The sequence below is a fragment of the Jannaschia sp. W003 genome, assembly GCF_025144335.1.
Taxonomy (GTDB): Bacteria; Pseudomonadota; Alphaproteobacteria; order Rhodobacterales; family Rhodobacteraceae; genus Jannaschia.
Genome location: NZ_CP083539.1, coordinates 1,650,416 through 1,675,373, shown reverse-complemented (window position 1 = coordinate 1,675,373; position 24,958 = coordinate 1,650,416). Strand labels below are relative to the sequence as shown.

The window sequence follows — 24,958 nt, the reverse complement described above, 5'->3', positions numbered from 1 at the left end:
GGGGTGCCGGAGGCGTGAGGGGGCGTGACGGCGGGGCCACGAATCCGGGCCGATTGTTACGGACCCTGCCTCCGCGTGTTACGGCCACCGCCGCCCCACATGTCACGACCCCCCGCCCCCGCCCCGCCGGGGCGCCACCGTTGACACCGTCCCGGGCCTGCCGTAGGGGGCGGCTTCCAGATTCACGAGGCCCGCCGACGCGCGGGAGGCCCCACGGGGCCCGACGCCACGGAGAGAGACCATGAAGCGCACGTTCCAGCCCTCGAACCTCGTCCGCAAGCACCGCCACGGGTTCCGCGCGCGCATGGCCACCAAGGCCGGCCGCAAGATCCTGAACGCGCGCCGCGCCCGCGGCCGCAAGTCGCTCTCGGCCTGATTCCCGAAGACCCAACGACCGTGGCGCCGGAGGTTCCGCCTCCGGCGCCGCTTCGCGTTCTGAAGGCGCGCCGGCAGTTCCTGGACTGCGCCCGAGGCGCCCGGGTGCCCGCCGGATCGATGCTGCTGCAGGCCCGCGACCGGGGCGACGGCGATGCAGGGATAGGCGTCGGCTTCACCTGCTCGAAGAAGGTCGGCAACGCCGTGGCCCGCAACCGCGCCAAGCGGCGCCTGCGCGAGGCGGCGCGCGTCGTGCTGGGCGGCCTGGGCCGCCCCGGCTGGGACTACGTACTGGTGGGGCGCCGGGACGCGACCGCCCTGCGGCCCTGGGACGACCTCTTGGACGACCTGCGCCGCGCCGTGCGCCGCGCCCACCGATGACCCCCCTCGCCCGCCTCCTCGCCCTGCCCGTCCGCGCCTACCGCGTGGTGGGCAGCCCGTGGGTGGGGCACAACTGCCGGTTCCAGCCCACCTGCTCGGCCTACGCGCTCGAGGCGCTGGAGCGGCACGGGGCGCTGCGGGGCGGTTGGCTCGCGCTGCGCCGCATCGGGCGCTGCCGCCCGTGGGGCGGGTCGGGCTACGACCCGGTGCCGTGAGCGTTCAGGCCGAGTGCGCGCCGTCCGCAAGCGAGCGCACGTAAGAGAGCACGTCCTCGACGCTGTCGCCCCGCCCGATCCGGTCCACGATGGCCGAGCCGACCACGCAGCCGTCGGCCACGGCGGCGATGTCGCGCGCGGCCTCGGGGGTCTTGATGCCGAAGCCCACGATCACGGGCAGCGCGGTGCCCTCCTTGATCCGGGCCACCTCGGGAGCGACCTTCGCGGCGCTCGCCTCGCCCGCGCCGGTGATCCCGGTGATCGAGACGTAGTAGACGAATCCGGAGGTGTTCCGCAGCACCACCGGCAGGCGCGCCCGGTCGGTGGTGGGCGTGGCGAGGCGGATGAAGTCGATGTCCTTCGCCAGGGCGGGCAGGCACAGCTCCTCGTCCTCCTCGGGCGGCAGGTCGACCACGATCAGGCCGTCCACGCCGGCCTCCACGGCCTCGGCGAGGAAGCGATCCACCCCGCGCGAATAGATGGGGTTGTAGTAGCCCATCAGGACCACCGGCGTCTCGTCGTCGTCGCGGCGCAGGGCGCGCACGGTGTCCAGCGTGGCCGAGAGCGTCATGCCCCCCTCCAGCGCGCGCTGGCCGGCAAGCTGGATCGTGGGGCCGTCCGCCATCGGGTCGGTGAAGGGGATCCCCAGCTCGATCACGTCGACCCCGGCGCTGGGCAGGCCGCGCACGATCTCGGTGGCGGTGGCCGCATCGGGGTCGCCCGCCATGACGTAGGCCACGAAGGCCTTGCGGCCCTCGGCCTCCAGCTTGCGGAAACGTGCGGCGATGCGGCTCATGTGCGGTCCCTCCCGTGCGGGGGCGGCGTAGCCCGCCGGGGGGCGCGGCGCAACGGGGCCGCCCCCCTACCCCGCCGCGGTGATCATCCAGTGCGTGCCGAAGCGGTCGCGCACCATGCCGAAGCCCGGCGCGAAGAAGGTCGGCCCCCAGGGCACCGCGGGCGCGCCGCCGTCCGCCTCCAGCGCCTCGAATAGGGCCGCGCCCGTTGCCAAGTCCGCCACCGTGCGCGCGATGCTGACCGCCTTCTGCGGATCGCCCTCCACCGCGAAGGTGAAGTCGGACCCCATCAGCGTCCACCCCTCGCCGCGCAGCTCCGCGTGGAGCACGCGGGCGGCGTCCTCCGGCCCCGCGAAGGGCAGCGGCTCGGGGGCGTCGCCGTAGCGCTGCAGGGACAGGGTGCCGCCGAACACCCCCTCGTAGAAGCGGAACGCCTCGGCGCAGGTGCCGCGGAAATGCAGGTAGGGGGTCACGGGATTTGCCTCGCCGGGGTATGGTCGGCGCCTCCTTACGCCCCTATCTGGGGGCCATGAACTATCTTCTCGCCCTCCTCGTGCCGCCGCTCTCGATCCTGCTCGCGGGCCGGCCCATCGTCGCCGTGATCTCGTTCCTGGTCTGGGTGCCCGCGATCATCATCTCGGGCGGCCTCGGCCACCCGGCCTTCATCGTGCTGGCCTGGATCATCATCTTCGAGCGCAACCGCGACCGCGCCGAGCGGCGCTGAAGCTTGCCTCCCGCGGCGCGGGCGCGTAGGCGCGGCGCCGATCCAAGGAGGACGCCATGGGCTTTCGCATGGGCATCGTGGGGCTGCCGAACGTCGGCAAGTCCACGCTCTTCAACGCGCTGACGAAGACGGCCGCCGCGCAGGCCGCCAACTTCCCGTTCTGCACCATCGAGCCCAACGTGGGCGACGTGGCGGTGCCCGACGCCCGGCTCCACCGCCTGGCGGAGATGGCGAAGTCGAAGCAAACCATTCCCGCCCGCATGACCTTCGTGGACATCGCCGGGCTGGTGAAGGGGGCGAGCAAGGGCGAGGGCCTCGGCAACCAGTTCCTCGCCAACATCCGCGAGACCGACGCCATCGCCCACGTGCTGCGCTGCTTCGAGGACGGCGACGTGACCCACGTCGAGGGCCGCGTCGACCCCGTGGCCGACGCCGAGACCATCGAGACCGAGCTGATGATCGCCGACCTCGAGTCGGTCGAGCGGCGGCTCCAGAACATCGTCCGCAAGGTACGCGGCGGCGACAAGGAGGCCGTGGCCCAGCAGCGCCTGCTCGAGGCCGCGCGCACGGCCCTGGAGGACGGGCGCCCGGCGCGCACGGTCGAGGTGGGGGACGAGGACGCCAAGCTCTGGCGTGGGCTGCAGCTCCTGACCCAGAAGCCCATCCTCTACGTCTGCAACGTGGGCGAGGACGATGCCGCCACCGGCAACGCCCATTCCGAGGCGGTCGCCCGCATGGCCGCCGAGCAGGGCGCCGGCACGGTGGTCATCTCGGCCGCCATCGAGGAGCAGATCGCCCAGCTCGATGACGCCGAGCAGGCCGAGTTCCTGGCCGAGATGGGGCTGGAGGAGGCGGGCCTCGACCGCCTGATCCGCGCCGGCTACGAGCTGCTGCACCTCGAGACCTACTTCACCGTCGGCCCCAAGGAGGCGCGCGCCTGGACCATCCCGGCCGGCACCACCGCGCCGCAGGCCGCGGGCGTGATCCACGGCGACTTCGAGCGCGGCTTCATCCGCGCCGAGACCATCGCTTACGACGACTTCGTCTCGCTGGGCGGCGAGAAGGAGGCCAAGGAGGCCGGCAGGATGCGCGCCGAGGGCAAGACCTACCGCGTGCGCGACGGCGACGTGCTGCACTTCCTGCACAACGTCTGACGTCCCTGCCCCGGACACGGCGCGGCCCCGGATTGCGACCTTTCCGTCACACGGGGACCGCGACCGGCGGAGCCTCGCCAAAGCGTGTGTGGCGCGGGGTCGCGGATCGGCGCGTAATTCCCTAAATCCCCTGCGATACATGTTTACCGCAAGATCACGGAGTTCGCCGATGCATCGCCGCGCCTTCATCGCCTCGGGCCTCACCGCCCTCCTCGCCGCCGACGCCGCCCGCGCCGTGTCTCCGCGGGGGCCGGCCTTCGATCCGGTGGTGGTGCGCACCCGCGCCGACGTGATGCCCGGCGAGCTGCACGTGCTGCCCTCGGCCTACATGCTCTACTGGACGATGCCCGGCGGCACGGCCATGCGCTACCGCTGCGGCGTGGGCCGCCCCGGCCTCTACGAGTCGGGCGAGTTCTTCGTGGGCGCCAAGAAGGAGTGGCCGTCCTGGACGCCCACGCCCGAGATGATCGAGCGCGACCCGGCCGCCTACAAGCAGTACGAGGACGGCATGCCCGGCGGCGTGGACAACCCGCTCGGCGCGCGCGCCCTCTACCTGTTCGAGCCGGGCCGCGGCGACACCTTCCTGCGCATCCATGGCACCAACGCGCCGAACACGATCGGCTCGGCCGTGTCGAACGGCTGCGCGCGCATCATCAACGACGAGATCGTCGACCTCTACGAGCGCGTGCCCCTGAAGGCCCGCGTGGTGCTGCACCCCAAGACCATCTGATCCCCGCGCCGGCGGCGCGGATAGGGGCGCGGCCTGCGAGGGCCGCGCCCCGTTCCGTTTCCCGATGGGGTGTCCTCGGCGTCATCCGCCCTTGCGGCGCCCGACGCCCTCCTGATAGGCCGGTCCGCGGAGACGTGGCCGAGTGGTCGAAGGCGCTCCCCTGCTAAGGGAGTAACGGGCAACCGTTCGAGGGTTCGAATCCCTTCGTCTCCGCCACCCCCACCTTTTCCGGGATGCCATCCGATACGGTTGGATGGCGCAAGGCCCCGCCACACAACGCTTTCACCCTATTTGACGTTGTTCTAGCTTTCGTTCGCTTCCGTCCGTATGCTTTCCTTGTGTGGTATGGAATGTGGTACAGGCGATGGCGGCGCTGGGCGGGAAGCTGACGAAACGACTGGTCGAGAACCTCGGGCCGGGGCGGCACGGGGACGGCGCGGGCCTCTATCTTGTTGTGGACCCTTCGGGCGCGCGGCGCTGGATCGTGCGAGTGACCGTGAAGGGCCAGCGGAACACCAGGGGCGCGCCCCTCCGCACCGATTTCGGGCTGGGCGGCGCCGACGTGGTAAACCTCAACCAGGCGCGGGAACGGGCGCTGGAGTACCGGCGCATGGCGAAGTCGGGGCTGCACCCCCGGTTCCATGCCAAGCGCGAGGTGCCAACGTTCGAGGAACTGAGCCGACAGGTTCATCTGGACCGCCTGCCGACGTGGAAGAACCCGAAGCACGGGGCGCAGTGGATCAACACGCTGCGGGACTACGCCTTTCCGAAGATCGGTAGGATGCCGGTGGACGCCATCGGGCAGCCCGAGGTGCTGATGTGCCTGTCGCCGGTCTGGACGGCGAAGCACGAGACCGCCAAGCGGCTCGCCCAGCGCATCAAGACGGTTCTGGACGTGGCGAAGTCTGCGGGCTTCCGCGACGGCGAGAACCCGGTGACGGGCGTACGCGAGGCGGAGGTTCTGCCGAAGGTGAAAGCACGGCCCGAGCATCACGATGCGATGCCGTGGCGCGACGTGCCCGCCTTCTACGCGGAGCTGGAAACGCGCAGCGCGACCGCGGCGAAGGCGCTTCAATTCACGATCCTGACGGCCTGCCGCACGTCCGAGGTGCTGGGGATGCGCTGGGCGGAGGTGGACGCAGAGGCGCGCCTGTGGACCGTCCCGGCGGAGCGCATGAAGGGCGGGGTGCAGCATCGGGTGCCCCTCACGGACGAGATGATCCGCCTGCTGGAGCCGCTGCGGGCGCTGGGGTTCGACTACGTTTTCGAGGGGCAGCGGCGGCACCGTCCCCTGTCCAACATGGCGATGCTGATGCTGCTGCGGCGCATGGGGCGGGGCCAGTACACGGTGCACGGGTTCCGAAGCACGTTCCGCGACTGGGCGGCGGAGGAAGCGGGCGCGCCGCACGAGGTAGCGGAGGCGGCACTAGCCCATCAGGTCGGGTCCGAGGTGCAACGGGCCTATGCGCGGTCCGATCTACTGGAGCGGCGGCGGGAGCTGATGGAACGCTGGGGAATCGCTATCGCGCAGTAAGCGCTGGGCGTGGTTACGCGAGGTGCAACACAGACCGAAACCGTAACCGATTCGTTCTCGTTAGCCGCTTCCCGACTTCGGTCCACGTGCCTTAGTCCCCCGAAGGCAATGGTTTTCTTCCGCCTTTCGGCAATCCGGAAGGGCCGTTGATAGTTTTGCCACAGGCAACCGGGGTGGGGCGGCACCCGAGGTTGTGCGCGTAAGGGCGACGAACCAGACTCACAGCCATTGCAACCAACCCCATGAAAGGGAATGCAGATGGCAGACATCTTCGACGCCGATAAGGTGTTCTTCCCCGAGGACCCCGAACTGCGCGTTCTCGGCAGCGTGGAAAAGCTCGCCCAGTGGCGGCACCGCAGCCGCGGCCCGGCCTTCATCCGCATCGGGCGCCGCATCGGCTACCACGGCACGGACCTGAACGCCTACCTCTCCGCCCAGCGCGTCGATCCCAGCGGGGACGCCGCATGATGGAAAGTCCCAACACCGTGCAGGGTGTCGGGACCTTCCGCGCAGCATCGAATGCCACTGTGGTAGGTGCCTTCGATGCCAGACGCGGGGCCATCCCGGCAACCCCAATCAGTACCCGTCCCATCACTGGGACGCAGCGCTCCCACGCCAGAGCGGGGTGGCGCCATGTCTGACCTGTGGTTCTCCAACCCAACGCAGATCGCCTGGACGTGTCACGCTCTCGCGCGTGGCCGCACCATCAGCACCTTGGACGAGATCGGGGAGGTGAGGGGCTGGCGCCTCGGGGCCATCGTTCACCGCCTCCGCTCCGAGTACGGCTGGCCCATCCTCACGGAACACCGGGGACCGGACCGCATCGGGCACTATCGCCTGCGCGAGCCGTGCGATGTGCTGGCGTTGCGTTTCCCACCTTCCGCCTCCGACGTGCGGGCGGGGGTGGAAGCCCGGCAGTGCTGTAGCTCCGGCGGCGCCCATGAGTAGCAGGCGCAGGGACTCGAAGAAGGGGGATGGGCAGTTTGCCTATCTCCCGTACGGAATGCTGAAATCCGATGCTTGGCGCAGCCTCTCGGGCGCGGCGGTGCGTGTCCTGCTGGAGTTGCACACCCGGTTCAATGGCTCGAACAACGGGCGCCTGTTCCTCTCGCATATGGAAGCGGCGAAGGCGCTGGGCATGGGCAAGGCGACGGTGCAGCGGGCGTTCAAAGACTTGGAGTGCAGGGGATTCATCGTGCTGATGAACCCGGGCAGTTGGTACCATCGGAAGGCGCACGAATGGCGGCTGACTTTCAAGCCGATGCAGCAGGCGAAGGGGCGCGAACCGCCCTCGAACGAATGGCGAGGATGGCGGGCGGAAAACGCAGAGCACGGTTCCAGAACGGACCAGACGGGGGGCACGACGGTTCCATTCCAGAACCGTGAGCACCGGCATGGTTCCGAACTGGAACCCGTCAGGCGCGAAGCCGCCGGGGGCTAGGGTTCTGGATCGGAACACTGATAGTTACCACTCCCTGCGGAGATCGGGGCATGGGGGCGGGAACGGTGCGCACGGTCCGTGCCCCCATCGTGACGCAACCGCCCAGCGCGCCGCAGCGCCGGTTGTGGCGCCATCGGGGGACCGTACGGCCATCCCCGGGTCCGCGGGGAACCGCCTTGGCCCCCTCCGGGGCTTCGTTGGCCCCCTTTGGGTACTGTGAACAGAGCCGGGGGGCTGACCCGTCTGTGGCCCCCTCAATACTAGCCCCCCGCATCCGGCGAGTTGACCCCATGCCCGAGCCGCACCCGAACACCGTCTGGGCGGAGCAAGTCCGCGAAGGCCCTGCCCCCGCGTGGCGGGTGACGTTCTGCGCCTTCATGGCCGGGAACCTCCGCCACCGCAAAGCGCGCGCCGTCCGCATCCTGCGGAACGTCCAGCGGGGCGGCTGGTGCTGCCCGTGGTGCGGCGATCCCGTGCCATTGCACCGCCGGGCAGATGCGGTGTTCTGCCGGGAGGGGTGCCGCAAGGCATCGGCTCGGGCACGGCGCGCGAGGCGTCGGGGGACGCAGGGCGGGGAACACGGCGGGCCTTCCCCTACTCTCACGGGGATCTAGGATCGCCCCCCATGTCCCCGCTGGAAACCTACCGTTGGCGGCGCAGCGGCCCCGAACGATGGGTGCTGTTCGCATCGCCGGGCGGCTTCGAGGCGGCCGTGACGCGCGAGGTGCCCGGCCGTCCGTTCGGCTGGCCCGGCGAGGGGGATTGGCACTGGCACCTTGCCCTGTCGAGCCGGAAGGGACGCAGCCCCACGGCGGAGCTGGCCCGCGATGCGGTCAAGCAGGTGATGCGCAACGAAGGGCTAGGTCCGTTCGCCTGGTATCAGCCCGGCAACCGCTGACGGTTAGGCGGCGATCCCACGCCGTGCATGACAAGCAAACCTCGGCCCCGCCCTCACGGACTGGCGCCCCCTCGGGGGGGGGCCGCACCCTTCGAGCGGGGTAGCGAAGTCGCGTCCCAAACCTCGGAGACTAGGGAGGCCGCAGGGGCCGCGCGACCGCCTTTCCTGATGCTGGATACACGGTCCCTGTCCCTAGGGGGGCGGTCACGCGGACTTCACTTAAGTTGTCTTTGCGTTGCGTCGGCGTGGGATAGGTCTCGAATCGTATCAGGAGGTACATCATGCGTTACTTCATCACGTTCGTCGCCGCGCTCGCCCTCGCCGGACCGGCAGTTGCGGGACACAAGGCTGGCACGCCCCCGGGCCAAGCAGCTCAGAACGGCGGAGACGTGAACGGCAATGGGCGGACCAACGGGCAGGACTACGCTCCGGGTCAGACCGCCCGCACCGATCCTTCGGACGAGAACGGCGACGGCCGGTCGAACGGCAAGGACTTCGCGCCGGGCCAGTACAAGGACTGAGGTTCGCGCTAGTCGAACCGTTTGCGGGACGGGCCATCGCTCGTCCCGTTTCCGTTTGACTGGCAGCAGGGCGTGCGGCGGCCTCGCACATTGATCCCAAGCAAATCGGTTGCCCCCCCAGCGGTGCCCTTTCCGGTGCGTTCAGTGGATCACTTTGGCCCGTCCTGGTGCCGCCCTTTCCATCCATCGGAAAGCCCCCGCCCGAAGGTTGGGCCGTCATGGCAACACCTTGGCGCTGTAGCGCGGTTCAGGCCGCTGAGGCGACGGTTGCCGTCCGCGCCGCGCCCGCCCTTTCCTGCTTTCAGGAAAGGGCGCCCCTCGCGCGCGCGTATCGCTCCGAAAACCCTCCGGCGGAGGGCGTCCCCGCGGCCTTGCGCGCGCGAGGCGAAACTTGCGTTAGCCCATCCCCTGCGCGGGACCATCGGTTCGCCCTCGAGCTGGTCCCGGGGTTTCGAGGCCCCCCTTAGTGAGGCGGACAGAAGGGCCGATGCTGTCATGCTTCCAATCCCCGCAGGGCGTCTTTGTAGTTCGCCGTACACTCCTTTGCTCTTACCTTCGTTGTCTGCCTTCCAAAGGATCCACTGGCACGGCGGTTGGGCCGGGACAGGACCACCTTCGGCCGGACCTACGGCGGCCGCGACTGGGGCATACCGGCGACGGTTCACTGCGAATTACTGTCCGCCCGAAGCGCCGTTCTTGCCGCCGCCGGCACCCATGAGTGAATTGTTCTGAAACACGGCGACGGGGCTGGAACGCCCCGATTGACCCGGAACCCCTGGGGGGGTCGGGGACCCATGTGCGGCCCCCGCGGGCGGCGCCCCGGGTGACTGGGGCGCCGCTCTTTTCGCATCCGCCCTCTGGACATGCGGGTCCTCAGCGCTTGACCCCGCATCCCCTTGCGGCAACGCTCCCCCCACGCCCCGCATCCCGCGGCGGCGGTCCAACGGGAGCATGTCCATGGCCGGACCCTCGCAGCGCCTCACGAACCGAACCATGGCCTTCGTGCTCGCGGGGGGACGGGGCAGCCGCCTCCACGAGCTGACCGACCGGCGCGCCAAGCCGGCGGTGTTCTTCGGCGGCAAGACCCGGATCGTGGACTTCGCGCTCTCGAACGCGCTGAACTCCGGCATCCGCAAGATGGCGATCGCCACCCAGTACAAGGCGCACAGCCTCATCCGCCACTGCCAGCGCGGCTGGAGCTTCTTCCGCGCCGAGCGCAACGAGTACCTCGACGTGCTGCCCGCCTCGCAGCGCACCAGCGAGACCGACTGGTACAAGGGCACCGCCGACGCCGTGTTCCAGAACATCGACATCGTCGACAGCTACGACGTGGACCACGTGGTGATCCTGGCCGGCGACCACATCTACAAGATGGACTACGAGGTGATGGTCCGGCAGCACGTCGAGACCGGCGCCGACGTGACCGTGGGCTGCCTCACGGTGCCGCGCATGGAGGCCACCGCCTTCGGCGTCATGCACATCGACGACCAGGACCGCATCACCGAGTTCCTCGAGAAGCCCGCCGACCCGCCGGGCACCCCGGGCGACCCTTCGGTGGCCCTGGCCTCCATGGGCATCTACGTGTTCCGCTGGGACTTCCTGCGCGACCTGCTGCGCCGCGACGCCGAGGACCCGGACAGCAAGCACGACTTCGGCGGCGACCTGATCCCGGACATCGTGGCGAACGGCAAGGCCGTGGCCCACCGCTTCGAGGATAGCTGCGTGCGCCACGCCGAGGACGCCCCCGCCTACTGGCGCGACGTCGGCACCGTGGACGCCTACTGGCGCGCCAACATCGACCTGACCGACTTCGCGCCCGACCTCGACCTGTGGGACCGCAACTGGCCGATCTGGACCTACTCCGAGTCCGTGCCCCCCGCGAAGTTCATCCACGACGAGGAGGCGCGGCGCGGCCTCGCCATCTCCTCGATGGTCTCGGGCGGCTGCATCATCTCCGGGACGGAGGTGCGCGAGTCGCTGCTGTTCACGGGGGTGCACACCAACTCCTACGCCGCGCTGCGCCGCGTGGTGGCCCTGCCCGACGTGGTGGTGGGCCGCTCGGCGCGCGTCACCGACGCAGTGCTCGACCGGGGCGTGCAGATCCCCGAGGGCATGGTGATCGGCGAGGATCCGGACGAGGACGCGAAGTGGTTCCGCCGGACGGATGCGGGCGTGGTCCTGGTGACGCAGCCCATGCTCGACCGCCGCGCCGCCGGATAGCGCGGTGCAGGTCCTCTCGGTCGCATCCGAGTGCGCCCCGCTGGTGAAGACCGGCGGGCTGGCGGACGTGGCGGGCGCGCTGCCCGGCGCGCTCGCCCCCTTGGGCATCCGCATGCGCACCCTCGTGCCCGGCTATCCGGCGGTGACGGCTGCCGCCGGCGAGGGGCGGGCCACCTGGCACGGCGACCTCTTCGGCGGCCCGGCGCGCGTGCTCGAGAGCGGGGCCGCGGGGCTCGACCTCCTGGTCCTCGACGCGCCGCACCTGTTCGCGCGTGAAGGCTCGATCTACCTCGGGCCGGACGGGCGGGACTGGCCCGACAACCCCGAGCGCTTCGCGGCCCTGTCGTGGACCGCCGCCGCGATCGCCGGGCGCGGGCTGGACGGCTGGCGCCCCGACATCCTCCACGGCCACGACTGGCAGGCGGGCCTCGCGCCCGTCTACCTGCGCGAGGGGCACCCCGGGGCCGGGGTCGGCACGGTGCTGACCATCCACAACGTCGCCTTCCAGGGCCTCGCGGACGCGGACCGCCTGGGCTCGCTGCGCCTGCCGGCCTCGGGCATGACCGCGGAGGGCTTCGAGTACTGGGGCCGGATCTCGGCGCTGAAGGCCGGGCTGGTCTGGTCGGACCGCATCACCACCGTCAGCCCCACCTACGCCGCCGAGCTGATGCGGCCCGAGTTCGGCATGGGTCTCGACGGCCTCCTGCGCGCCCGCGCCCGCGACCTCGTGGGCATCCTCAACGGGGTCGACACCGAGGAATGGGCGCCGCCCTACAGGCTGCCCTCGGGCAAGCGCCGCCACACCGAGGCGCTGCGCGCCGAGATGGGCCTGCCCGACGCCCCGGGACCGCTCTGCGTGGTCGTCTCGCGGCTCACGGCGCAGAAGGGTCTCGACCTCCTGCTCGAGGCCCTGCCCGCCCTCCTGGAGGGCGGCGGCCAGCTGGCCCTGCTCGGCTCCGGCGACCCGGCGCTGGAGCACGCCTTCCGCGAGGCCGCCGAGCGGCACCGGGACGTGGCGGTGCGGATCGGCTACGACGAGGGACTGGCCCGGCGCCTCGTCACCGGCGGCGAGGCGATCCTGGTGCCGTCCCGCTTCGAGCCCTGCGGCCTGACGCAGCTCTACGGCCTGCGCTTCGGCACCATTCCCGTCGTAGCGCTGACGGGGGGGCTGGCGGACACCGTGATCCCGGCCACGCTCGCGGGGCTGTGGGCCAGGGCGGCCACGGGGATCCAGGTGCACCCCGTCACCGCGGACGCCCTCGCGCGCGCGCTGCGCCAGCTCTGCGCGCTGCACGGCGACGCGGAGACGTGGAAGGGGATGCAGCGCCGCGCCATGTGCCATCCCGTGGGCTGGGAGCGTTCCGCGGGGGACTACGCGGCACTCTACAAGGCGCTAACGGGTTAAGCTCCGCCTTCGATCGCTCCCACATTCGAAAAATCTTAATGGCTCAGGGAACAGGGATCTCACACTTCGGCGAGAATGGCGCGGCGGGGTCGCGGTCCGGCCCCTCAGCTGCGCGCATAGACGTCCTCGTAGCGCACGATGTCGTCCTCGCCGAGGTAGATGCCCGTCTGCACCTCGATCAGCACCATCGGCACCTTGCCGGGGTTCTCCATGCGGTGCACGGCGCCGAGCGGGATGTAGACGGACTGGTTCTCGGTCACGAGGCGCACGTCCTCGCCCACGGTCACCTGCGCGGTGCCCTCGACCACGATCCAGTGCTCGGAGCGATGGTGGTGCGACTGCAGGCTCAGGGCGGCGCCCGGGTGCACCACGATGCGCTTAACCTGGAAGCGGTCGGCGGTGGCGAGGCACTCGAACCAGCCCCAGGGGCGGTGGTCCTTCGGGAAGGTCACGGCCTGGGCCGCGCCCTTCGCCTTCAGGGCGGCCACCACGCGCTTCACGTCCTGGGCGCGGCCCGCGTCCGCCACTAGCACCGCGTCGGGCAGGGCCACGGCGATCACGTTCCTGAGCCCCAGCCCCACCAGCTCCAGCCCCTCGTCCTCGGAGCGCAGCAGCGTGTCGCGGCACTCGATCGCGGTGGCCGGACCGGCGGTGGCGACCCCGTCGGCGTCGCGCGCCGCCTCGCGCCAGACCGCGTCCCAGCCGCCCAGGTCGGACCAGCCGCCCGCGAAGGGCACCACCGAGAGGTTTCCGGCCCGCTCCATCACCGCGTAATCGATTGAGATGTCGGGCAGCGCGGCCCAGGGTCCGGGCGCGAGGCGCAGGAAGCCCAGGTCCGCGCGCGCCTCCTCTACCGCGGCGCGCACCGGCGCCAGCAGCTCGGGCGCGTGGGCCTCGAAGGCCTCCAACATGGTGCGCGCGGTGAACAGGAAGATGCCGGCGTTCCACAGGAAGGCGCCCGAGGCGAGCATCGTCTCGGCGGCCGCAGCATTCGGCTTCTCCACGAAGCGCACCAGCGGCACCGGATCGGCGCCCTGCGGCGCGGCCGCGAGCTCGAGGTAGCCGTAGCCGGTCTCGGCGCGGTCGGGGTGGATGCCGAAGGTGACGATCCGCCCGGCCCGCGCGGCCGGCGCGCCCGCTTCGACCGCGGCGCGGAACGCCGCGGCGTCGGGCACCACGTGGTCGGAGGGCGCCACCAGCATCAGCGCGTCCGGGTCCGCGGCGGCGACGTGCAGCGCGGCGGCCAGCACCGCGGGCGCGGTGTTGCGCCCCTCGGGCTCGATCAGCACGGCGCCGGGGTCGATCCCGGCCTCGGCGAGCTGCTCGGTGACGATGAAGCGGAAGTCCGAGTTCGTGATCACCACCGGCGCGGCGTAGCCCGGCCCCGCGAGGCGGGCCGCGGAGGCCTGGAACAGCGTGGTGTCGCCCACGAGGGGCACGAACTGCTTGGGGTAGCTGCGCCGCGAGAGCGGCCAGAGCCGCGTGCCGGAGCCGCCGCATAGGAGAACGGGATGGATGGGGGACAAGGTCGGCACACTCGCGATGGCTGCCGCGGAAGCCTCGCATCCGCGGCGCGCGGGCGCAACTGCCGGCACGGGGAACCGCGCCCCTCCGTGGGCCGTGCGGTGCCGTTCCGCATCACCGCCGCGGGCCCGCGCGGCGCGGGCCTCGCCCCTTCCGGGGGGCCGCGCTAGGAGGCTCCGGGCCTGGGGATCGACAGGCGGCGCTCGGGGGTATGCGCGATGCGGATAGCGATGATCGGGACGGGGTATGTGGGTCTGGTGTCGGGGGTGTGTTTCTCGGACTTCGGCCTGCGGTCGGTCTTCGGCGGCGGACTGTGGCGCGCCCCCCGCCGGCACGGCCGTTGCCGCAGGCGGGGCCGTCCCGCCCAGAGGAGGCCCGCCGACGGGCGAGATCGGTGTTTGAGGTTCCATTGAGCAACCGGTAGGGAAACGAAGGCTCGAAGGGGCGAACGCGGTGCGGCCGCAGTGCTGCCGCGGCGCCGGAAACAGGACTCCGAAGGAACCGTATCGTGTCACCCAGCCAACCGCCCCGGCAAAGCTCCGACGCGAACCGCGCGCTGATCGAACGGGCGCGCGGGCTGCGCAAGCAGGCGCGTTGGGAGGCGGCGCTGGAGGTGCTCGCGGAGGGGCCGTCCGGGTACGCCACGGTGCGGCTGGAGTCGGCGCGGAACCTTCTGGCACTGCAACGCAGCGCGGAAGCCCTGGCGCTCTTGGGGGCCCACCCCATGCGCGAGCCGGAACGGCAACTCGCGCGGCTGGCGGGCGTGCTGCAGGGCGAAGGGTCGCTCGAAGCCGGCGACGTGAAGCTGGCCCGCGCGCATCTGCGGGCCATGGAGGCGCAAGGCATCACCGGCTTCGGGCGCGAGATGCTGCTGCGCGCCCTCTATGCGGCGGCGCCGGACGCGTTCGACGTCGCGCGGCGGCTGGTGGACGGGTGGCCCGAAGAGGCCGAGGCGCTGCTTCCACGCTTCGAGGGCGCCGCCGCCACGCGGGCGGCGCTCTGGCTGCGGGTCGCCCGGAGGCGGCGCGGGGCAGGCGATCTGGCCGGCGCCTCGCGCGGCTTCGCCGCCGCCCTGCAGCACGAGGACGCACCGGAGGCGCGGCTCGCGGCAGCCGAGGTGCTTCTGCGGCGGAACCGCGGCGCGGAGGCCTTGGCACTTCTGAAGGCCCTGGACACGGGCGGGAGCGGATCCGTGCGGGTCGGGATCGCCCGCGCCCGGGCCCACGAGGCGGCGCGGGACTTTCCGGGCGCGCTCCGGTGCTGGCGCATGGTGCTGGACCTCGATCCGGCGAACCTCGCGGCTCTACGCGGCGCCGCCCGCGCGCTTCAGACCGACAAGAACCTCGCGGGGGCCTTCGCCACGGCGCGCCGGGCCATGCGGCACCCGGAGGCCGACTTCTCCGACGTGCGGCGCGTCGCGCGCCTGTTGCGCGTCATGAACCGCAACGCCGTGCTTGACCGGTTCCTCGCCCGCGCCGCGCATCGCCACGGCGAGGGACGGCTCGGGGCGCACGCCTTCGCGTGGCTCCTGCTGGCGAGCGATCTGCCCGGCCGGGCGGAGGCGGTGCTGCGGGCCGCGGGCGACCTCGAGACGGGCAGCGCCGAGGATCGTGCGCTCTATCTGCGGTGTCTGATCGCCCGGCTCGACTACATCGCCGCCGCGGCCTTCCTGGCGGCCCATCCGGACGCGGGCGCGGCCCTCTCGCATCGCGACCGCGGGCGCGTGGCGACGGCGGAGGCGCTCGCCCGCGACTGGGACGAGACCGACAACGACGCGCTGCACGGCCGCATCATCGCGCGCATGCTCGACCTTGGGCGCGACCCGCGGTTCGGCTACGACCCCGAGCCGGGCAAGATGCTGCTGACCTGCTCCTCGCTCGGCCTCGGCGGGGCAGAGCGGCAGACGGTCAACCTCGCGCAGGCCCTCGCGGGGGGCATGGGCGGCGTCGCGCGGACGGCGCTCCTGGTGACCGCGCGCCGCGACACCTCCTATGCGCTGAGGAACGGAGCCGGATCGAGGCTGGACGTCCACTACATGCGTGAGGTCGATGCCGTATGCGACGGCGACGCGCTGTCTGAATCATCGCCGTTCGAGGAGTTGCAGCGCCTCGAGGATCTGCTCGACCTCGGCGGCACCACCGCGCTGATGCGGGCATTCCGGCAGCTGCGCCCCGAGATGCTGAGCTACCGGGTCGGTCCCGTCGCGCAGACCGTGATCGCCAGCGTGATCGCCGGCGTTCCGCGCACCCTGATTCGGTTCGGCAGCATGACGCGCCGGCACCAGTCCAACGGCTCGGAGCTGTTCGACCTGCGCGAGCGGATCGTGACCCGGGTCTGCCGCGCGGCGGCACCGCGCGGGGCGATCACCTTCGCCTCGAACAGCCGCATGGCCTGCGACGAGTGGGCCGATCAGATCGGCCTAGATCCGGCGCGCATGCGGCTGATCCGCAACGGTCTCGACGAGGCCGGTCTCGGCGATCCCGCGCCCGAGCGGGCCGTGGAGGTGCGCCGTGCGCTCGGGATTCCCGCAGACGCCTTCGTGGTCGGCGGCGTGTTCCGCTTCGAGCCGGTGAAGGATCCGATGCTCTGGATCGAGACGGTCGCCCGCGTCGCCAGCGCCCTGCCCGACTGCCACTTCCTCCTGGTCGGCCATGGCCCCCTTCGGGAAGCGATGCTGCGCCGGGCCGAGGAGGGGGGCTTCGCCTACCGCCTCCACATGCCGGGCGCGGTGTTCTCGGGGCTGCGCGCCTACTACGGGGCGATGAACGCGTTTCTCCTGACCTCGCACACCGAGAGCCTGCCCAACGTGGTGATTGAAGCGCAGATCTCCGGGGTGCCGGTGGTGGTCACGAACGCGGGCGGCGTGCGCGAGGGGATCGCCACGGACGAGAGCGGGCGCGTGGCCGAGGGCCGCTCGCCCGACGAGCTGGCCGCATTGGTGCAGGGCTACCACGACGACCCGGCGCTGCGCGCGCGCGTGGCGCGCGAGGCCCCGGAGGTCATCCGCGAGCGCTTCTCCGTAGCGCAGATGGTGCGCTCAACACTCGCCTGCTTCGATCCGCATCCCAGGGCCGAGGCCACCGCACCCACCCGGCTCCGCCACGCTTCGAGGCCGCGGATGGCGCGGACCTTCTAGCCATCGTCCCAGAATGGAACCAGCTCCGCGCCCTGACCTGTCCCGCCCGCTGGCGTCATGGCCACGCCCCGACTGGCCGACCTTCGCAACGCCTCTTCCGCCGACCGCGCCCGGGAGGCCGGCTTCGATGCCTCTCAAGACATCGGAAGACTCGGGGTCCGACGCGTCCCACGCGTGCGCCCGCGCGGGGTAAGGCAGCGGGACTTTGCCTGCCTCACGCGCGCGGGGCGGCCTTGATTGCACGTCCCTCCACACTCGAGCGCGGTTCTGATAACACCGCCCCATCCAGCAGTCAGCCGGTCGTTAGTCAGAAAGATCCCCATGCCGCTTCTGACAATTCCCGCCGCCGAGGCGATCGCCACGCGCAAGGCCAATCCCGTCTCAGAATGGCCTGAACGGGGGGACGGCAACCGGGTCGAGCCTTTCTGCGCCCCGACCTTCGACGCCCCCTTCCGCATTCGCCCCGGGGATTCCGTCTTCACCATCGGCTCGTGCTTTGCGCGCAACGTCGAGCAGGAAATGGCCCGCGCCAATATCCGCCTGCCCACGCGCGAAGTGATGGCGCGTCCCGAGTTCGTCAATCTCGAAGCCGCCTCGCTCAACAACTACGGCACACCCTCGATCTGGAACGAGCTGGCCTGGAGCTTCGGGGAAGAGGCGTTCGACCCCGACGCCCACCTCGTCGAGGTGATGCCGAACCGCTGGGTCGACCTGCATCTGAACCCCGCGATCCGCCCCGAGACTCGCGAGGTCGTCCTCAGACGCCGCGAGGCGATCTTCGAGACCTACCGCGCCTCCGCCACCTGCAAGATGATCGTCCTAACGCTAGGCTACGTGGAGGTCTGGAAGGATACGTGGACCGGGTCGTACCTGAATGCGGTCCCGCGCCCGTCCCTGATCCGACGCGACCCCAAGCGCTACGAACTGGCCGTGCTCGACGCCGCCGAGGCGACCGATTACCTGATGCGGGCACTCGACATCCTGCGCCGCCATGGGCGGCCCGACATGCGCGTGGTGCTGACCGTCTCGCCAGTCCCGTTGAGCCAGACACACCGCGATGAGGACGTCATCACCGCCAACGCCTATTCGAAATCGGTGCTGCGCGTGGCCGCCGAGACGGCGGTCGTACGACACGATTTCGTCACCTATTTCCCGTCCTACGAATCGGTCACCCATTCCGATCGCCAGCTCGCCTGGCAAGATGATTTGCACCATGTGAATCAAGGCATCGTACGCTTCAACGTCCAGCGTATGATGGACGCGTTCCTCGATGGCCCTGAGGGCGACGGCGACGGCAACGACGCCCAAGCGCCCGACGAGACCGAGGCGCTAGGCCGCGTACGAGAGCTCGAGGCGCACGACCATCCCCGCTCGGGCGAAATGCTGGCCGAACTCGCGGCCCGCTTCGCGCACGCCCCCGAGATCGTCGCGGCCCACGCGCGGTGGCTTTGCGGGCGCGGACGCTACGAAGAGGCGCTGCGCGTCGCGAGCGTGCCTAGTGACGGGCAGGCCAATGCATCGCTGACGCGCGCTCGCTCCATGGCCCTCGTGAACCTCGCACGCCCCGCGGAGGCGGCAGAGCTGCTCGGTGCCCTAGTCCAGACTCTTGATCTGCCCACCCGTCCGCTTCTCGAGCAGTGGATCTCGGCCGCGCTCGCGTCGGACGAAGAAAAGGCGATCACCACGGCGCTGCATCACTTCATCACGCGCTTTCCCGTTTATTCGGCCCGCGCACGCATGAAGGTGGGGCTGTGGTATCTGGGACAGGGCAAGATCCACCGTGCACGCACCCTTCTCAAGGATGCGGTGAACGCCAATCCCGATTTCGCCGGGGCCCATCTGGCGCTCGGGGAGCTGGAACTGTCGCGGGGATACGATGCGGCGGCGCGCAGGGCTCTAACGGTCGCGACGCCCGGCACGCCCTCCGAAATCCGCCGAGCAGAGGCGCTGCGCGCCAGGCTGCGCGATCCCTACGAAATCACGTGAGCTTGCTTCCGCGCCTATCATGGCGATAGGAGCGCATTTCGACACCGATATTCGAAAGAAGACACATTTGAGCGACCCAGAGAAAATAGGCCTTCTCTACAGACTTGGGATTGCCGTCGGGGCCATGATGCGCGCCCTCGCGCCGGCCGGCCAGCGCGCGCCGACGCCTTCCCTGGGTCAGGCCCCCCGCAATCAGGCGCCGGAGCAGCACCCCGGCGCTGGCGTATCTCCCGCACCTGCTAGCCGCACCCGCGCCAGCCCGGTGCCCGCCGCGCAGGCCTCTTGGGATGTCGTGCGGCCCTTACAAGCCGATACCCCGGCCCCTTCGCTGCCCGCTCCGGTTGCGCCCCCGACCATCGCGCCATTCGTTGCGCTGCTGCAAGAGCGCGACCCTCTGGCCCTCGAGCGGATCGAGGCCGAGCATGCACAGCGGCCTAAAGCGCCCAAGATCGCAAGCCTCGCGGCCGAAGCCCGCGCCGTATCGGGCGGCATGGGCGAGGTGGCCGAGCTGCTGCATGCCTGCCTGCCACAGATCGATGATGCTGTCTTCCTGCGCGGGCAGATCACCCGCCTGAGGCGCAACGAGCATTATGCCCATACCGACGAAGCGCAGATCTGCATCCTCGACAGGCTTTGCCAGATCGACGCGAACAACGACAGATGGCTCCAGTCCCTCTATCGCGTGGAAGCACGTGCTTGTGCGCGCGAACGCCCCGACAACATGACCCGACCCTCGGCACCGACCGCCCCGCCCGAGGGAGGTACCCCTTCGACGACGCGCCACCGTGGAGAAATCGATCATGGGTGATCTTCTGTCCGGACCGGGACGCGCGATGGCACCGATCACTGACGTGGCCTATGAGGTTCTTTCGCTGACCGGCGCCGACATCGCGCGCGTGTCCGCGCGCCGCCCCCCCGACCGCGCGAATGCCTACGCTTTGCTAGCGGCATGCGCGCGCGACGTCGAGTGGCGTGCGGATCTCGCGCAGGCACTGGACGGCCTTCCGCCGGACGAGCGCCGGCGCTGTGGCGCGGAATGGTTCGGCGCTGCTCTCGAGAGCCGGCGCCTGGGCGATCCGGACGCGTGGCGCCTCGATCTGCTGCGCGCCGCGTCGCGGGCGCATCCGAGACCGTGGATCTTGATCGCCCTGTCGGATGTCGAGACCGACGACGCCTCCGCCGCGCGCGCGCTCATGCGCGCGGCGGACCTCATGGACCCGGCGGCTTCCGTCGAGCCGCTGGGCAGGGCCGCGACGCGCTTTCTCGCCGCCGGACGCTTCGAAGACGCCTTGGCGACCCTGTCCACCGCGCTCGGGCGCCGCCCGGATCACCGGCTGTCCGCGAACCGCATGATCCGGCTGCTGATCCGCGAGCGCCGTCCCGAGGCGGCGGCGCGGGCGCTCGATCGACTCGGCGGCGCGCTGCTCGAATCCGACGTTCACCTGCATCGCTCCGTCATCGAGGAGATGACCCGCGGCCCCGAGGCGGCCGTTGCCTATCTGGACGCTCACGCGCAGGCGCATCGCGCCGAGAGGGTCTACGCCGTGCGCCGCTGCACGCTTCTGCGCAGGCTCGGGCGCTCCGACGATGCCCTCGAGGAGTTGTCGCGCTTCGTATCGGCGGGACACGACGTGACGCCGCCGGTGGTCGACATGCTGATCGACCTCGCCGGCATTTGCAGGATCGATCCGGCCGAACGCCTCGGAATTTCGGGGAGGGCCGTCGATCTTGGCGTGGCCCCCAGAAGGATCCTGCCGCTCAAACATCGGGCGCTGGAGGATCAGGGACTGCACGCCCAGGCGCTTGATCTGGCCCGCGAGGCGATCGAGGCCGACCCCGCGGACATCGCGGCCTACGCGATGGCCGTGTCCTCGGCGCGCCATATGCTCGACGACGCGACCGTCTCGGACCTCATCGACGCAGCGCTGCGCAATTGCCCCGATACCCCCGCGCACCGTGCTGACATTGCCATGCTCCTACTGAGCGCGGAAGAGAACCAGCGCGCGCGCGAGATAGCCGTGCAAGTGATCGCTCAGGACCCCGGCAACACCGTCGCGTCGCGTGCCCTTCTGCGCACCCTGACGCGGCTCGGCGATCTGCGCGAGATCCAGCGCCGGGTAGAGCCGCTCACCGCACTGGTGCCCGAAAGCGCTTCGCTCGTCGAAGGCGTCATCCGTCTAGGCGCGGCGCGCGCGCTCGGCGGCACCAACATGCCGGACGATCACGAGAGCTGTGCACGCCTGCTCGCACCGCTGCTCGCGTCCGGCCCCATCGCCAGCGCCCGCCCGGACGCGCCACGCGACGGCGGCGTCGTGCATGTCACGGGCCAGCTTGGCGTGGGCGGCGCGGAGCGCCAGTGCCTGTGGACTGCCGAAGGCATGATGCGGCGCGCCACGCTCGGCCCCGTCTCGATCCTCGCCGTGCGCCGCAGGGCCGACCATTCCATCGAGGAGGACGTGACCGCCTCGGGCGTGCCGCTGCGATATCTCGAGGACGCCATCGCTGCATCGGACGTGCGCACCGCGCTCGCCCGCATGCCCGATCTCGAAGCCACCGCGCGCGCCCTGGCGGTACTGCCCCCCGCGCAGGCTTCGACGATCGTCGGTCTGCTGGTCGACTTCGTCGAGACCCGCCCCCACACCGTCCACGGCTGGCAGGATGCCGGCGCTCTGGCGGCTGTGGCGGGCGTCCTCGCCGGGGTGCCGCGCATAGTTATCGGTGGGCGGCGCACGATGTCCAAGCACAACATCCCACGCCTCGCGGAGATCCGCGCCCTCTACAGGCTGGTCCTGCCGCGCCCTGACGTCACGTTGCTGTGTAACAGCCACGACGGCGCGCGCAGCTTCGAGCGCTGGCTCGACCTGCCGCGCGAAACAGCGAAGGTCGCCTTCAACGGATACGACTTCGACGCGATGGACCGGCGCGCCGCAACCCGCGACCCCCGCGACATCCGCCGCGAACACGACCTGACGGGACGGCCGGTTGTGGGCCTCGTGGCGCGCATGCACCCGATGAAGCGGTGGCATGTCTGGCTCGACGTCCTGTCCCGATTGCCGCGCGATCTCGACGTCGTGGGGCTTGCGGTGGGTGACGGAGTGTTGCGCGACGAGATCGAATCGCAGGCCAGGTATATGGGGCTGCACGAGCGCATCCGGTTCGTGGGACGGCAAATGCCCCCCGAGCCGTGGTTCCGCGCGCTCGACCTTCTGGTCTTCGTCTCGGGTTGGGGCGAGGGCCTGCCCAACACGATCATCGAAGCCCAGGCGCTCGGGGTCCCGGTGGTGACCGTCGATGTCGGCGGCGCGGCCGACACGGTCGTCGACGGCGTCACGGGACGCGTAGTGGACGTGGCGGGCCTGTCCGACGACGACGTGGCCGCCGCCGTCGCGCAGGCCGCCATCCCCATCCTGGAGCAACCGGACCTGCGGTCCCGGATGGCGTCGCAGGCCTGCGACGCCGCCCGAGCGACCTTCTCGATCGGCGCGGTGATCTCCGAGATCGAGACCCATTACGAGAGGATGGCGCCGCTGGCCGCCATCGACACGACGGAACGGGCATCATGAGCGGGCTCTTCGCCACTATCGGCCCAGATCCCTTGGGGCACGGAGACGACGACGCGAGCGCGGGCGCGCGGCGCCATATCCGGGCATCCCTGGACGCCATGCGCCACCGCGGCGCCGACGGCGTTGGGGTGCATATCCACGACCGCACCGCGTTGGGCGTCGTGCGGCTCGCTACCATAGGCACGGCTCCCCAGCCGGCTGTCCGCGACGATCTCGGCGCGGTCGCGATCCTCGATGGCACAATCCTGAACTGGCGGGAGCTGCGCGCCGAACTGTCCGCCGCCGGACAGACCTTCCGAACCGATGGCGACGCAGAGGTCGCGGCCGTGGGATACCGCGTCTGGGGCGCGCGGGCGTTGGCCCGGAAGGTGCGCGGTGGCGCGACCTTCGTGATCCACGACATGACGGCGAACCGCTTGGTCGTCGTGCGCGACCGCTTTGGCGAACGGCAGCTGTTCATGACCCGCGACAGTGACGGCCGCGTCCTCGTCGCCACGGAGGCGAAGGCGATCCTGAACTGGCCCGGCACCCGCCGCGATGCCGACATGCGCAACGTCCATGCGTTCTTCACCTTCCGCTACGCACCTAATATGCAAAGCTGCTTTGCGGGCGTCGAGCGGCTGCACCCGGCCGTCGTCACCACCTTCGAGGCCGACGGCTCCATGCACCGCGACGTCTACTGGACACGCGCGCAACCCGACCCCGCCGCCCCCCAGCCAACGCCCGAAGACGCGTGCGACGCGGCGATCGCGGGCCTCGACGAGGCCTTGAGATACAACTCCATCTCCGATCGCCCCGTCGGCGCCTTCCTGTCGGGCGGCGTCGATTCGACCGCCATCGTGGCACGCCTCGCCGAGGTGTCGGGCACGCCCATCCGGACTTTCTGTGCAGGCTTCGGCATCGACCGGTTCGACGAAACCGAAGACGCGCGCCGCCATGCGGAACTCTACGGCGTACGCCACTCCACGCATATCATGGGCGAAGAGCTCATAGACACGCTCGACGACCTGATCTGGACCTACAACGAGCCGTTCTCCGACAACTCTTCGCTGGTGACGACGGCGCTGTCGCGCGTGGCGGGCACCGAAGTGCGCTCGATCCTGGGCGGCGACGGGGCCGAGCAGACCTTCCTGGGTGCAGCCCGCTATCTGGAGACGCATGAGATGCGCGAGGCGCTCGCACGCGGCGAGTCGGTGCCCGTGCCCGTGCCGCTCTCATCGGGCGCGCTCGGTTCGCCCCTGCCGCGCGACTTCATGTTGCGCCGCTCGGCCGTCTTCACCGAAAGCCTCAAGCGGCAGGGATACGGTATGGCCCTTTCGGCCTACCTGCCCAGCCCGGCCATCGACCGGGTGGGAACGGCCATCGAGGAGGCTCACATCTGGGACACCGCGGAGGTGGCTGCGGGTATCGAGATGCACGGTATCCTGTCCAACAACTTCCTCGTGAAGGTCGACGTGGCTGCGGCGCTGGGCGGGACGGAGGCGCGCTCCCCGTTCATCGACCACGTCTATTCGGACGCGATGACGTCGCTCGGCGTCGAGGCCCGCCTGCGCGGATCGGATGGGCGGCGCGGCCTGAAGGCCATGCTCAAGCACGCTCTCGAGCCGTACCTGCCCGCGAACACCCTTTACGGCGAGAACCGGGGGTTCGGCGTGCCCATCGGCGAATGGATGCGCACCAGCCGGACCCGCCAGTTGTTCGAGGATGTCCTGCGGTCGCAGGCCTTCCGTGAACGCGGGCTATTCCGGCAGAGTTTCGTCAACGCGCTGCTGCGCGAGCATCTTGACGAGGAGCGCAACCACACGTCGCGACTGTGGATGATCCTCAACATGGAGCTGTGGTTCCAGAAGTTCATCGACGGCCCCACGACGCGTCGGAACGCTTGAAGGCCCGCACCACCCCGCGATCACGACGGCCCGCCGAGCTGCGAGCCGCCACTGCCACTGCGAGGACACCGCCAAACCGGAAGAACGGCACCGTCATGCGCGACGGCTACCAGATCGAGATACTCCCTTCGGCGCGATCCGCCCCACCGCGGAGCATTGACGCACCCATGCTGGACATTTGTGCGGCGAGACGGACGTCACAGGCATCCGAGCGCACCCGCTGCTGGTTGATCGCGGCCAGCACGAGCGGATGGACGGCCACCTCCGCTACCAACCCGCACGCGCCCAATTGGCACCCATGATCCGGCTCGACCAAGGCGACTTGGCGATCGGGTCGAAAAGCTGGCACTCTAACGGGATCTTTCGCGCCTCAGCGTACGTGGGACATCTGCGACAGCGACGCGCTTTTGCCGATGAAGTCGACGCGCCACATCGTCCAAGCGTGGAATGCCTCCACCGAAGTGGTCCGTT

21 protein-coding genes and 1 tRNA gene are annotated in these 24,958 nt (G+C 70.5%); 19 read left to right on the top strand and 3 right to left on the bottom strand.

The genetic code is table 11. The features are described from left to right. The first annotated feature begins 241 nt into the window (after positions 1 to 241). The 3 genes from rpmH to yidD all read left to right on the top strand — a co-directional run bounded on the left by rpmH (position 242) and on the right by yidD (position 971). Entirely contained in the window at positions 242 to 376 is a 135-nt protein-coding gene (gene rpmH, locus K3554_RS08225) for a 50S ribosomal protein L34 (protein ID WP_104020418.1), read from the top strand. 104 nt (positions 377 to 480) lie between these two features. Then, on the top strand, positions 481 to 756 hold the full coding sequence (gene rnpA / locus K3554_RS08220) for a ribonuclease P protein component (protein ID WP_409197302.1): 276 nt from the start codon (positions 481 to 483) through the stop codon (positions 754 to 756). Next, entirely contained in the window at positions 753 to 971 is a 219-nt protein-coding gene (yidD, locus tag K3554_RS08215; protein ID WP_259939105.1) for a membrane protein insertion efficiency factor YidD, read from the top strand. Before rnpA ends, yidD begins: the two co-directional genes overlap by 4 nt. A 4-nt stretch (positions 972 to 975) precedes the next feature. Here the strand turns inward: yidD and trpA are convergent, their stop codons facing one another. Together trpA and K3554_RS08205 are read right to left on the bottom strand one after the other, a co-directional pair. Further along, the gene (trpA, locus tag K3554_RS08210) at positions 976 to 1,767 is read right to left on the bottom strand and encodes a tryptophan synthase subunit alpha (protein ID WP_259939102.1); all 792 of its coding nucleotides are present in this window, start codon (positions 1,765 to 1,767) and stop codon (positions 976 to 978) included. 66 nt (positions 1,768 to 1,833) lie between these two features. After that, complete coding sequence (locus tag K3554_RS08205) at positions 1,834 to 2,238, bottom strand: VOC family protein (protein WP_259939101.1); 405 nt, start codon at positions 2,236 to 2,238, stop codon at positions 1,834 to 1,836. Between the two features lie 56 nt (positions 2,239 to 2,294). Here K3554_RS08205 and K3554_RS08200 point away from each other — a divergent pair, with 56 nt between their 5' ends. The 11 genes from K3554_RS08200 to glgA all read left to right on the top strand — a co-directional run bounded on the left by K3554_RS08200 (position 2,295) and on the right by glgA (position 12,392). Then, positions 2,295 to 2,489: a hypothetical protein gene (locus tag K3554_RS08200; protein ID WP_259939100.1), complete on the top strand. Its 195-nt coding sequence runs from the start codon at positions 2,295 to 2,297 to the stop codon at positions 2,487 to 2,489. A gap of 56 nt (positions 2,490 to 2,545) precedes the next feature. Further along, positions 2,546 to 3,643, top strand: coding sequence for a redox-regulated ATPase YchF (ychF, locus tag K3554_RS08195; protein WP_259939099.1), 1,098 nt, complete (start codon positions 2,546 to 2,548; stop codon positions 3,641 to 3,643). Between the two features lie 169 nt (positions 3,644 to 3,812). After that, positions 3,813 to 4,373, top strand: a complete 561-nt coding sequence (locus tag K3554_RS08190; protein ID WP_259939097.1) for a L,D-transpeptidase — start codon at positions 3,813 to 3,815, stop codon at positions 4,371 to 4,373. Positions 4,374 to 4,501: 128 nt separating this feature from the next. Continuing rightward, a tRNA-Ser gene (locus K3554_RS08185) sits at positions 4,502 to 4,589 on the top strand. 136 nt (positions 4,590 to 4,725) lie between these two features. Beyond that, entirely contained in the window at positions 4,726 to 5,907 is a 1,182-nt protein-coding gene (locus tag K3554_RS08180) for a site-specific integrase (RefSeq protein ID WP_259939096.1), read from the top strand. 258 nt (positions 5,908 to 6,165) lie between these two features. After that, positions 6,166 to 6,375: a MerR family transcriptional regulator gene (locus tag K3554_RS08175; RefSeq protein ID WP_259939095.1), complete on the top strand. Its 210-nt coding sequence runs from the start codon at positions 6,166 to 6,168 to the stop codon at positions 6,373 to 6,375. Between the two features lie 535 nt (positions 6,376 to 6,910). After that, a complete protein-coding gene (locus K3554_RS08170) occupies positions 6,911 to 7,348 on the top strand; it encodes a helix-turn-helix domain-containing protein (protein WP_259939094.1) in 438 nt (145 codons plus the stop codon). Between the two features lie 625 nt (positions 7,349 to 7,973). Next, positions 7,974 to 8,246 (top strand): hypothetical protein, encoded by a 273-nt coding sequence (locus tag K3554_RS08165; RefSeq protein ID WP_259939092.1) that lies wholly within the window; start codon positions 7,974 to 7,976, stop codon positions 8,244 to 8,246. Positions 8,247 to 8,527: 281 nt separating this feature from the next. Further along, complete coding sequence (locus K3554_RS08160; RefSeq protein WP_259939090.1) at positions 8,528 to 8,767, top strand: hypothetical protein; 240 nt, start codon at positions 8,528 to 8,530, stop codon at positions 8,765 to 8,767. 957 nt (positions 8,768 to 9,724) lie between these two features. Continuing rightward, entirely contained in the window at positions 9,725 to 10,987 is a 1,263-nt protein-coding gene (gene glgC, locus K3554_RS08155; RefSeq protein WP_259939089.1) for a glucose-1-phosphate adenylyltransferase, read from the top strand. 4 nt (positions 10,988 to 10,991) lie between these two features. Next, positions 10,992 to 12,392, top strand: a complete 1,401-nt coding sequence (glgA, locus tag K3554_RS08150; protein ID WP_259939087.1) for a glycogen synthase GlgA — start codon at positions 10,992 to 10,994, stop codon at positions 12,390 to 12,392. Positions 12,393 to 12,496: 104 nt separating this feature from the next. On the opposite strand, the gene K3554_RS08145 is transcribed toward glgA, so the two are convergent. After that, positions 12,497 to 13,918 carry a mannose-1-phosphate guanylyltransferase/mannose-6-phosphate isomerase gene (locus tag K3554_RS08145; RefSeq protein WP_259939085.1) on the bottom strand — a complete coding sequence of 474 codons (1,422 nt, stop codon included), beginning with the start codon at positions 13,916 to 13,918 and terminating at the stop codon, positions 12,497 to 12,499. A 506-nt stretch (positions 13,919 to 14,424) separates the two neighbouring features. On the opposite strand from K3554_RS08145, the gene K3554_RS08135 reads away from it, so the two are divergent. The 5 genes from K3554_RS08135 (at position 14,425) to K3554_RS08115 (ending at position 24,487) form a co-directional block, all read left to right on the top strand. Next, on the top strand, positions 14,425 to 17,052 hold the full coding sequence (locus tag K3554_RS08135; RefSeq protein WP_259939082.1) for a glycosyltransferase: 2,628 nt from the start codon (positions 14,425 to 14,427) through the stop codon (positions 17,050 to 17,052). Positions 17,053 to 17,373: 321 nt separating this feature from the next. Next, complete coding sequence (locus K3554_RS08130; RefSeq protein ID WP_259939079.1) at positions 17,374 to 19,038, top strand: GSCFA domain-containing protein; 1,665 nt, start codon at positions 17,374 to 17,376, stop codon at positions 19,036 to 19,038. 19 nt (positions 19,039 to 19,057) lie between these two features. Beyond that, complete coding sequence (locus K3554_RS08125; RefSeq protein WP_259939076.1) at positions 19,058 to 19,846, top strand: hypothetical protein; 789 nt, start codon at positions 19,058 to 19,060, stop codon at positions 19,844 to 19,846. Then, positions 19,839 to 22,601 carry a glycosyltransferase gene (locus tag K3554_RS08120; RefSeq protein ID WP_259939073.1) on the top strand — a complete coding sequence of 921 codons (2,763 nt, stop codon included), beginning with the start codon at positions 19,839 to 19,841 and terminating at the stop codon, positions 22,599 to 22,601. Before K3554_RS08125 ends, K3554_RS08120 begins: the two co-directional genes overlap by 8 nt. Next, a complete protein-coding gene (locus K3554_RS08115; protein WP_259939071.1) occupies positions 22,598 to 24,487 on the top strand; it encodes an asparagine synthetase B in 1,890 nt (629 codons plus the stop codon). The genes K3554_RS08120 and K3554_RS08115 overlap by 4 nt, the downstream gene beginning before the upstream one ends. The last annotated feature ends 471 nt before the right edge of the window (positions 24,488 to 24,958 follow it).